Genomic DNA, 10,516 nt, shown 5'->3' on the forward strand with positions numbered 1-10,516 from the left:
GTTAGTGATCGCTTTAATGGGTTTTTATTGTAAAAGTAAAGAGGGTTTCCTGAATAGACCCTTCTGGAAAAATTTTAATGAAGCAAACGCCCAGTTTGTTGGCCCTGCTTGGCAATACACAAAAAATGATCTTTGCTTAAATCGCTATCCTTTTGATGAAGCAAAAGATTATCGATGGTGGTTTTGTATGATGAATAAAAGCAAGAAACCAACTGTTATTTTACTTGGGAATAGTTTTGCAAACCAGCTTTATCCAGGGTTGTTACATAATAAGCTATTCTCGAATGAGACCATACTTTCTATTGGTACTTGCGATGCAGCAAAAGTTGGCAAAACTCCTTTATTTGATAAGCCATTAGATCCAACTTTTCCTTGTGCGGGGGATAGGCCCCTACATCAAGAAAAGTTTATAAATAATATTATTAAACAAAACGTTGGTTCTTTAAAATATGCAATAATTGCAGGCTTATACGGTGCGTCAGAAGAGTACCTGGCTCGCTTGAAAAGCAGAATAGATTTCCTGGAAAAAAATCATATAAAAGTTATTGTCTTTTTACCTCATCTTATGTTTAATAAAAAAGATGTCAAAAGCTGTATTAGACCATTTAGCAGCGCTGCAAGATGTAGATCCGATTTGAAAGAAAGGAATGCTCTCATTCCATTTAATCAAGCAGTAATTAAAACAATATCAAAAACCAATCCAGGCGTTGTTTTTTTTGATCCGAATGATTTATTTTGTGATGAAAAAAAATGCTCAATGATAGATACTAACGGTCTTCCTTTCTATCGTGATCAAGTACATATTTCTGAATATGGAAGTATAAAATTGGCTGATTTGTTTGAGAAATGGGCTAAAAAAAATCTTTCATAAATGATAATAAGGCCGGGACGAAAATAACTTGAGTGGAAAACGTCCTAATCTGCTAGGTCGTGGGGATGAATTGTAAAAACATCCTAAATATATTAACAATAAATTTGCTCTTTACATGTTGAAGCATTTTATGCAATATGCAAAACTCAATGAATATCAAAATGTTATTAGGTAAAGATATGCCTATCGAGAGATATCCTCTTTCTGAATGTCATTCATCGGGTTTAGTCAAAGTTTCGGATGATACTTATATCTATTATGAGCAACGCGGGAATCCATTAGGACCTACAGTTGTTTATAATCATGGTGGCCCTGGTGGTTCTTCAAGTCCCGAAAATAGCCAGTGGTTTGATCCTGAATACTATAACATCATTCTTTATGATCAACGAGGAACCGGTCGCTCATGTCCTTCTATCGAATCCCCAGAAGTTGACCCAAAGCAGTTCTCTAAACTTACGATTGATGATATGGCCGCTGATCTTGAAAATTTGAGAGATGCTTTAAATATTAGCCAATGGCTTGTTTTTGGAGGCTCTTGGGGATCTACCCTTTCTTTATATTATGCTGCCAAATATCCTCAGCGTATTAAAGGCGTCATTGTATATGGAATTTTTTTAAATGACCCTGAAGAAATGAGCCAATACTATGATGTAAAACTCATCAAAGAGCGTTTTCCTGAATTAGGAGCTGAGGCTTTAGATACTTTATTGTCCCATGCGCAATCAAAAGGAGTGACCATTAACCCTAATTCACCACAAAGCTTGATGGATGCTTATTATCAATTTTGTGTTAATGAAAATGATATGAAGGCACAATATCTGTGGACGGCGTTTGAACGTTTTAATGATAGTCCAACAAAAGAATCATTAGATGATTTGCATAATCCACCAGAAAAAATTGACCCCAGTGATAGAACTCATGCAGTTTTTGAATGCATCCTCTTTAGATTTGCTTATCACGGATTTAATCTTTTAGATAAAGATTTATTAATGCCCTTTAATGAGATTCCTATTCGTATTGTTCAAGGGCTCTCAGATACTGAAGCACCACCTATTTTTGCACAAAAACTAGTGAAAACCTTATTGGAAATAAAACCTAATCTTTGGTATCGGTTTATTTCGGGTAAACATGCTGGAGATTCTTCCGAAGAAATGACTCAAACTTTGCTGGACTGTACCAATTACTTTAAAAAAGAGGTTGGTGCTCTTGAAACTGAGCAACAACATTCGGATGTTACTGCTCTATTGATGCAAGGTGTATTTGCATCTAAATTGGAAAATAAGCCTTTTTCTAATTCCTTACATTTGAATACTGACGGTTATGGACCTTCTGGTCCATAGTTGTTATTTAATAAATGCAAATTAAGAGTAAAAATAATTAAGAAAAAACCAGTCCATGAGAGAATTTACACGAAATCACGAAAAGTCAATTACTTGTTGGTCAAAATGACCTAATCTGCTGCTCTTTTGAAGCTTAGTCCATCTCTCAATTTACAGGGGTTTGCGCAAGTTTTGGTCTATAATTAATTATCATTATTTTTATTTAATTTCTATTATGAGATTTAAAATTTCCAGGGTAGCAAATCCAATCTTCGCGTTAGTTAAGTACACAGGTAAAATAGCATGGACGCATTGGGTAAATGTACCTAGTACAGGCTATGAATATGTAGATGAGGTAGAGGTAAGAAAAGAGCTAATTGATAGCGAAGGCGATAAAAAAGATGAAAATAGAATAAAAGTAACAGAAGATCTGCCCCGTTATGCAGCTTTTTCTTATCATGGAATATCTCTAAGTGAAATGAATAACTATGGTTATGGAGAAGATTTTAATCCAAATATAGTTATATTGAATGATCGCAATTCTGAATCAATTTTTCCTGGCAGTGACTTTAAAAATGATAATTGGGAGCTTGCCCTTAACAATGTAGTTGTAGATAGTGAGGGTAGGTTTATAGCTGATGGCTGGGATAATGATGACTGGGGTGCAGCGCCTGTTAATAGAGTGATTGCTGATAGCGAAGGACGTCTTATAGCTGATGAGTGGAATAATGATGACTGGGATGCAGCGCCTGTTAATAGAGTGACCGCTGATAGCGAGGGACGGCTTATAGCTGATGAGTGGGATAATGATGACTGGGATGCGGCGCCTGTTAATAGAGTAATCGCTGATAGTGAGGGTAATCTTGCAAACACTACTGCTGAATCCAATAAGGATGAAAGCATGGCTGTGCAGCCTATTGTTCCAATCAAATCTGAATTAAAAATTATTAAAATTAGACCAGACAATAGACAATCTAACGTAGAAATTATTACAAGATTATTGGATGATGAATTGTTAAAAAATTCTGGCACAGAGGAATTAATTCAAAATCTATTAACAAGGATTAAAAATATTGATTTATTGGATGAAAAAGAAATTTATCTAGGGTTACAAGGCATTAAAGATTATATAATCGATTGGGAAAAAAATAACTCTAATGAGGCAGAAAAAATTAGTCCTAGGCTATTAAAGTTAATGGAAATCTTTAAAACTAATAATTCTACTTTTGAAGAGATATTGAAATCCGCGTTACAGCATAAGGAATTCACTGAAATCATCGATCGTTTCAATACAGGACTTACGCAAAACTTTGTAAATTAAGAAATAGATCAAGCAAGTCGTCTAGAATAATTGAACTGATATTTAAAAATTAGCTACTTAGTGGTGATAGCCCAGATCTTTTTTAAAGATGAAGGATTGTAAAAAGACTGCAAGTGCCGCCACTTATCTAAAAATGGTTTGAATTGATTTATTTGATTTATAAGGAACAAATATCACCATATCTCAAGTAAGAATAGCAGAAACCAAAAATTAACGACAATGACCTTACTGTGCTCAGCCTTTAACCGATTATCCTTCTTCTTTGTATTCTACCACGCTTAATTTTGTAGCAAGTGTTGCTATTATGCTTAACCAATAGGCGAAATAATCATAAAAAAAAGGTTAATGGAACAAGTTTTTGCTGCAAATCCGGATAAAATACTGTACAATATGTGACAATTTTTTATCCATCAACTTTATAAGAGCGCTATGACTGATTTAAACCTTTATAGAAACATTGGTATCTTCGCCCACGTGGATGCCGGAAAAACCACCACTACCGAACGTATTCTTAAGCTTACTGGTAGAATCCACAAAATAGGTGAGGTTCACGATGGTGAATCAACAACCGATTTTATGGAGCAGGAAGCGGAGCGCGGTATTACCATCCAGTCCGCTGCAGTAAGTTGCTTCTGGAAAGGTCATCGTTTCAATGTTATCGATACCCCAGGACACGTTGACTTCACAGTAGAGGTATATCGTTCATTGAAGGTACTCGATGGCGGCATCGGAGTATTCTGTGGTTCTGGCGGCGTTGAGCCTCAGTCAGAAACCAACTGGCGCTATGCGAACAACTCAAAAGTATCTCGTTTGATTTTCGTAAACAAACTTGATCGTATCGGCGCAAACTTCTTGAAAGTGACTGACCAAATTAAAAAAGTATTGGGCGCACATCCTTTAATTATGACTTTGCCCATTGGCTATGAAGACAGCTTCGTAGGTGTTGTCGATTTATTAACTCGTAAAGCGTATGTTTGGGACGAATCTGGTCAGCCAGAAAATTACAAAATTACTGATGTGCCAGCCGATATGCATGACGACGTTGAAATGTATCGCGCGCAATTAATTGAAACAGCACTTGAAATGGATGATGAGTTGCTGATGGCTTATTTAGAAGGAGAGGAACCTTCAATAGAAGAAATTAAGCGTTGTATCCGTAAAGGTACGCTTGAATTAGCCTTCTTCCCAACTTATTGTGGTTCAGCGTTTAAAAACAAAGGAATGCAGTTATTATTGGATGCAGTGGTTGACTATTTACCTGCTCCCCATGAAGTTAATCCGCAACCTTTGACCAATGCCGAAGGTGAGCCAAATGGCCAATTCGCTATCGTTTCTCCTGATGAGCCATTCCGTGCCTTGGCATTTAAAATCATGGATGACCGTTTTGGTGCTCTAACGTTCGTACGTATCTATTCAGGAAGACTAAATAAAGGGGATACTATTCTTAACTCCTTTACTGGTAAAACGGAACGTGTTGGCCGTATGGTTGAGATGCAGGCAAATGAGCGTAATGAATTGCAAAGTGCTGAAGCAGGCGACATTATAGCGATTGTAGGTATGAAAAACGTTCGAACCGGCCACACTCTTTGCGATCCTAATCATGAGTGTACACTTGAAGCGATGGTTTTCCCTGAGCCAGTCATCTCTATTGCTGTTACGCCCAAAGATAAAGGTGCTACCGAAAAAATGGCTATTGCTATTGGTAAGATGGTTGCAGAAGATCCAACGTTTAGAGTGGAAACTGATCAAGATTCAGGTGAAACCATTCTTCGTGGTATGGGTGAATTACATCTTGATATTAAAGTGGATATTCTGAAGCGTACTTACGACGTTGAATTAATAGTAGGCCAACCGCAGGTTGCTTATCGTGAAACCATAACCAAATCGATTCAAGATAGCTATACTCACAAGAAACAATCAGGTGGTGCTGGTCAATACGGTAAAATCGACTACACTATTTCCCCAGGCGAGCCAAATACTGGATTCACGTTCATCACATCCGTTGTGGGTGGAAATGTCCCTAAAGAATTCTTTCCGGCAATTGAGAAAGGCTTCCGCTCAATGATGGACTCAGGTACCTTGGCAGGTTTCCCCGTATTGGATGTTGTAGTTAATCTCACCGATGGTGCTTACCATGCTGTTGACTCCTCGGCAATTGCATTTGAAATTGCAGCAAAGGGTGCTTTTCGTCAATCGATACCCAAAGCTGCCCCACAATTGCTTGAGCCAATCATGAAGGTTGATGTTTATAGTACTGAAGAGGATGTAGGTAATGTGATTGGTGACTTGAACCGTCGTCGCGGTATGATCTCGGGTCAAGAACCCAGTGCAGCTGGTGTCCGCATTAAGGCCGATGTTCCTCTTTCAGAAATGTTTGGTTACATCAGTACATTGCGCACCCTTACCTCTGGTCGTGGTCAATTCTCAATGGAATTCTCTCACTATGCTGCTTGTCCAAACAATGTAGCTGAAGCAGTAATTGCTAAAGAAAAAGAAAAGAAGAAAGCCACAGCTACTGCGTAAGATAATTAGTAACTTTTAAAAAGCTCTGTCAGTTTGTTCTGATGGAGCTTTTACTTTTAAAAGCCCAATAAATCAGGCATGAAATTTAAAGAAAATTTCTAACTGGTTATAACTTTTCTTTTAACCAGTCAATTTTCACACAGTCTTAGTAAGAATAAATTTCAATGTTTAGCATGCGGCAAGCATTTAAAATTTCTTCAACACACAATTCATTATCATTAGAATAATAAAAGAAATCTCTATGGATGTTACTACTGACAGAGTTTAACGAACAGCCATAAATAGAAGAAACTGCACTATTTCTTCCGTCAGAAAGACTAACTCTGACGACTCGGCCATAATCTGTGGATAGGGAACATGTCATTTTCTGATTATTAGAAAAAATTGAATTCAAAAAAAATGAATTAAAGCACTGACAGGCAAGCACATTGTTATTAATTGATAAGAAAATTGCCATTATGAACATTGAAAAAGTATTTTTAAAAGTAAACATTATGATCATTACCAAAAGTAAATCCATTTTTTAAATTATAGAACAGCAGCAAAATCTAAAGCAGACGTATCCGTATGGGAGGCAATGAGGAATAAAATTTTTATCTTTTTGCAAGCAAATGATCAATTGCCAATAACTATTTTCTTTGTTAAAGCAGCCTAAAATCGGTCCCTTATGAAAATGCTCCCATTCATTTCAGTTTTTCTAATAAAATAATATCCGTACCACGAGTATGCGATATTTTTTTAACTGTTACTGATGTTTTTTGTAGCATTTCTTGTATATCAGAAAATAAATCTAAACCATGATGATTTAATGGGCGTAATAAAAAATATGCTTTGCCATTGATTGCAAGTGAATTTTCTAGCGCTCGAATATAACTCTGAAAAGAGCTATCTAAATAAAATCTACAACGATTTTTAAATTCGGAGGGCGAAAGCATTCCGTGGCCTGGTTGGAAATAGGGTGGGTTACTGATAGTCAAATCAAATTTGCCTTCCCATTTTTTTTCATGTAATTCATCATAATTTAAAAGATGCCAGCGACATTGCAATTCAGGTCGATTGACGTTAGCTATGTTTTGATAAAAATATTCAGTATAAATATCCTGGATCTCAATAAAATCAATCTGCCGGATTGCTTGAAGATGCCATGATAGTTCAATTCCAATAACTCCGCAGCCTGCACAGAGATCTAATACTCTTAATGAACCAAGATCTGTATAGGATTTCAATTGTGTTGCAACAAATTTCGCAAGGTGAATTGAATCAAGACTGAAATGATATTCGTCAGGTTGTTTGTAATTATAAGTAAAATGCATGTTTTGTTCGTTCTGCATTGTATAAATCATTTTGAAATTATTTTCTGTCAATTATGGTCTTAAAGTATCTTATTCCGTTGCTTGTTCTCCCTTAATTAATTTTTCAAATTTATTTTCATATATAAAATAGATTTTATTCATAGTCATATTAATAACCTTCCATTAAACGATCATAAAAGTTTAGGCTGAGCATCTGATAGTGATCAATAAGCCATGAATTTTATGCTTTAGATTACTATTATAATGATGTTATAGAGGATTTTCCGAGTGGATATTTTAAGATTTTTTCGTCATGTTCTGGATACTTGCTCAATTACGCGAAAATTTTTGAAAAAACACCCCCATCCTTAACACCGGCTCTCATTATATAATGAGAGCTGAAAACAAAGGAGCAAGAGTTACTATTTATTTGACTGCGTTTGTTGTCTTAAGCTCGTTTCAAAAGTTATAGGACACTATGAGCCTGAGCCTATTGAGTGGAATCAACTTGTTCATCATAATGCAGATAGGCTAAAGCTCTTTCTACAAAAACTAGAAGTAGATCCCTTGAAATACTATTTATGATAGAGAAATGATGCAAAATTGGATTAAGAAAGAAAATATAAATCCTAAAGCAAAACCAAGGGAATCTTTATATATGAAGAAGCCGGTTCGTTCAATTGCGGAATATTTTGGTCCTTTGCTTGAAAAAGGTTTCGAACTGGAGTATCTGCAGGAAGAGACTACCATGACATTTAAAGTATAATTAAATTACCCTATTTGCTAAAGTTAATATATGGTGCTTATAATGTTCATAACTTATTCACAAGGAGTAAAACATGATGTCGAAAGAAGCTAATGGTACAAAAAGTCCTAAGGATGCTACAAAAAAATGGTCTTTTTTAGATACGTCCAAACGAATTTTAGAGGAAGAGAAAAGTCTAAAGAACTCGGCAGGAAAAAAAATAGTTAAGGGTAAAGAAGAAGCTCTCACCAGTTCAGATAATATGCTTGAAGCGGAGCCAGATATAAATCAGCTTTTTAAACATAAATAGTTTGGATATAAGAAGTTATCGAAAAAATCGATGCCTTAGGCTGTTGAAATGAGAAAGTCCAATCTTTCATGTTTGTCCAAAAACTCTTATAAATTAATTTTTCTGATATCCCTATAATAGGGACAGGTCTTTCCTTTTTATATTTAGGAAATAAATGCGAAACTATTGGTTTGCAAATGGAGAAGTATTTTGTTCTTAAAATTGGAATAGGATTCTGAACGATTTTGTGATGCGGTTTCCAGCATGTGTACTAAGGAGGCATGTTGGCGTCCATAGTATTTTTGTGAGGAAACCGCTATTACTTATGAGCTTACCGTAATCAGCTTTTCCAGTTCAAAAGCAATTTAAATTCTCAGTTTGTATCTATATTGTACTATAATTATATTTAGTTTTTCGGACCTTATCTTCGAACAGGGGTAACGGAAGCATTTACAAAAGAAAAAGTTGAATATGATGAAAAAAAATATAATGAGTTGTATCTATTCAGTTTTTATTTTTTTATTCTTTATCTTTGGTTCTGCGTATGCTGAAGATGAAGGTGAACCTTCTCGAGTTGCCCGATTAAGTTCCATCAATGGCTCTGCAAGTTTGCTGCCCGGAGGGGAAACTCAATGGGTAAAAGGCATTGTCAACCGTCCATTAATCACCGGTGATCGCATATGGTCAAGTAATAAATCATTTCTCGAATTACAGCTGGGCTCTACAACGGTACGTATGGGGAATCAAACCAGCCTTAAAATTCTAAACCTTACTCAAAAAATTTCCCAATTACAACTTTCCAGTGGAACCTTAATTGTCAAAGTAACCCATTTGAATCCTCGGCAAACAATTGAAATCAGTACACCCACTCTTGCTTTTATAGTAACAAAACCGGGTTATTATCGAATTTTTGTCAACAATCAAGCAAAAATAACGATCATAAGTGTAATAAAAGGAAGGGGAAAGGTGTATGGCCCAAAAGTTTCTTATATTGTTAATCAAGGAAAATCCTACACTTTTGGAGTAAATCTAAAACTATTTAAACCCACTGGCATACCTGCACCTGATAGTTTTGAACGTTGGAGTCGTATGCGGGATCGCATAGGCAAAGGTATTACCCGGTATGTATCTACCGAAATGATTGGCGAAGAAGATCTGCAACTCTATGGAAGTTGGAAAAAAACTCCTAAATATGGTCATGTTTGGATACCCAATAAAGTTAACCCAAATTGGGCCCCTTATCGTACAGGTCGGTGGGTTTGGGTACGCCAATGGGGTTGGACCTGGGTGGATGAAGAACCCTGGGGATTTGCTCCATTCCATTATGGTAGATGGGCTTATCTTGAAAGAAGATGGTGTTGGGTCCCAGGACCAAGATATGTCCAACCTGTTTACGCACCTGCTTTGGTGGCATTTGTAGGAGGCAACAATTTTAACCTGAGACTAAGTACTGGTGCATCTGGAATTGCATGGTTTCCTTTAGCTCCGGGAGAAATCTATATCCCTCCAGCCCACCTGGGACGTAATTATTTCATCAACGTTAATACCAGTAACACCCAGATTAATAATACTTATGTAAATAACATTTACGTTAATAGATCTACCAATATTTTCTATCAAAATGTAAATGTAGCACCCGCAATAACTGCAGTGCCAACACAAACATTTGTCAATTCACAACCGGTTAACCAGGCAGTGATAAATGTGCCTTCTCAAACAATACAACAGGCGCCTAAAACGCCTATTGCAGCAATTGCTCCTGACACTACCAGTGTATTAGGAGGAAGTTCTGCGCAGTCTCAACCCCCCAAAGAAATTTTAGATCAAGCTGGGGTAGTAACTGTTGCTCCTCCAGCACCTCCTGTTCCTTTTTCTGAAGAGAAAAAACTACTGGAAAAAAATCCGGGATCTCCTTTATCCACACAGGAAGCGCAATCTTTAAAACCATTGCCAACTGGAGCAACCGAAAAATTAGATGTAGTTAATCCAACACAAACTTCTACTCCCATTAATGAAAAAATTATCGAGCAAGCCCCCGTACCTGATCCAGCATTGATTAAAACTCAAGAACAGCGGTTACCACCTTCCCAACCAGCACAACCTCAGGAACAACCACAACCTCAGGAACAACCACAACCTCAGGAACAACCACAACC

The 10,516-nt window shown here is 36.6% G+C and carries 8 protein-coding genes; 7 read left to right on the top strand and 1 reads right to left on the bottom strand.

Going from position 1 to position 10,516, the window contains the following annotated elements:
• Positions 1-16 precede the first annotated feature (16 nt).
• The 4 genes from A8O27_RS17660 to fusA all read left to right on the top strand — a co-directional run bounded on the left by A8O27_RS17660 (position 17) and on the right by fusA (position 6,034).
• On the top strand, positions 17-871 hold the full coding sequence (locus A8O27_RS17660) for an SGNH hydrolase domain-containing protein (protein ID WP_510336355.1): 855 nt from the start codon (positions 17-19) through the stop codon (positions 869-871).
• A gap of 149 nt (positions 872-1,020) precedes the next feature.
• The gene (locus A8O27_RS17665; RefSeq protein ID WP_160116278.1) at positions 1,021-2,211 is read left to right on the top strand and encodes an alpha/beta fold hydrolase; all 1,191 of its coding nucleotides are present in this window, start codon (positions 1,021-1,023) and stop codon (positions 2,209-2,211) included.
• 214 nt (positions 2,212-2,425) lie between these two features.
• Entirely contained in the window at positions 2,426-3,511 is a 1,086-nt protein-coding gene (locus tag A8O27_RS17670) for a hypothetical protein (protein WP_131744499.1), read from the top strand.
• Positions 3,512-3,940: 429 nt separating this feature from the next.
• Positions 3,941-6,034, top strand: a complete 2,094-nt coding sequence (gene fusA / locus A8O27_RS17675) for an elongation factor G (RefSeq protein WP_058459354.1) — start codon at positions 3,941-3,943, stop codon at positions 6,032-6,034.
• 683 nt (positions 6,035-6,717) lie between these two features.
• Here the strand turns inward: fusA and A8O27_RS17680 are convergent.
• Entirely contained in the window at positions 6,718-7,377 is a 660-nt protein-coding gene (locus A8O27_RS17680; RefSeq protein ID WP_115684355.1) for a methyltransferase, read from the bottom strand.
• 541 nt (positions 7,378-7,918) lie between these two features.
• On the opposite strand from A8O27_RS17680, the gene A8O27_RS19425 reads away from it, so the two are divergent.
• From A8O27_RS19425 to A8O27_RS17690, 3 genes are all read left to right on the top strand, one after another.
• The gene (locus A8O27_RS19425) at positions 7,919-8,092 is read left to right on the top strand and encodes a hypothetical protein (RefSeq protein ID WP_235810505.1); all 174 of its coding nucleotides are present in this window, start codon (positions 7,919-7,921) and stop codon (positions 8,090-8,092) included.
• A 73-nt stretch (positions 8,093-8,165) separates the two neighbouring features.
• Complete coding sequence (locus A8O27_RS17685; RefSeq protein ID WP_235810506.1) at positions 8,166-8,381, top strand: hypothetical protein; 216 nt, start codon at positions 8,166-8,168, stop codon at positions 8,379-8,381.
• Positions 8,382-8,831: 450 nt separating this feature from the next.
• On the top strand, positions 8,832-10,516 hold a 1,685-nt coding region (locus tag A8O27_RS17690), incomplete at its 3' end, for a DUF6600 domain-containing protein (RefSeq protein ID WP_064115147.1).

It is taken from the genome of Legionella bozemanae, assembly GCF_001648595.1.
In the GTDB taxonomy this organism is placed as follows: domain Bacteria; phylum Pseudomonadota; class Gammaproteobacteria; order Legionellales; family Legionellaceae; genus Legionella; species Legionella bozemanae.

What these genes read in the sequence shown, in the direction of transcription:
- A8O27_RS17660 (WP_510336355.1), top strand. Translation starts at nt 17, where the DNA reads ATGGGTTTTTATTGTAAAAGTAAAGAGGGTTTCCTGAATAGACCCTTC.
- A8O27_RS17665 (WP_160116278.1), top strand. Translation starts at nt 1,021, where the DNA reads ATGAATATCAAAATGTTATTAGGTAAAGATATGCCTATCGAGAGATAT.
- A8O27_RS17670 (WP_131744499.1), top strand. Translation starts at nt 2,426, where the DNA reads ATGAGATTTAAAATTTCCAGGGTAGCAAATCCAATCTTCGCGTTAGTT.
- fusA (WP_058459354.1), top strand. Translation starts at nt 3,941, where the DNA reads ATGACTGATTTAAACCTTTATAGAAACATTGGTATCTTCGCCCACGTG.
- A8O27_RS17680 (WP_115684355.1), bottom strand. Translation starts at nt 7,377, where the DNA reads ATGATTTATACAATGCAGAACGAACAAAACATGCATTTTACTTATAAT.
- A8O27_RS19425 (WP_235810505.1), top strand. Translation starts at nt 7,919, where the DNA reads ATGATGCAAAATTGGATTAAGAAAGAAAATATAAATCCTAAAGCAAAA.
- A8O27_RS17685 (WP_235810506.1), top strand. Translation starts at nt 8,166, where the DNA reads ATGATGTCGAAAGAAGCTAATGGTACAAAAAGTCCTAAGGATGCTACA.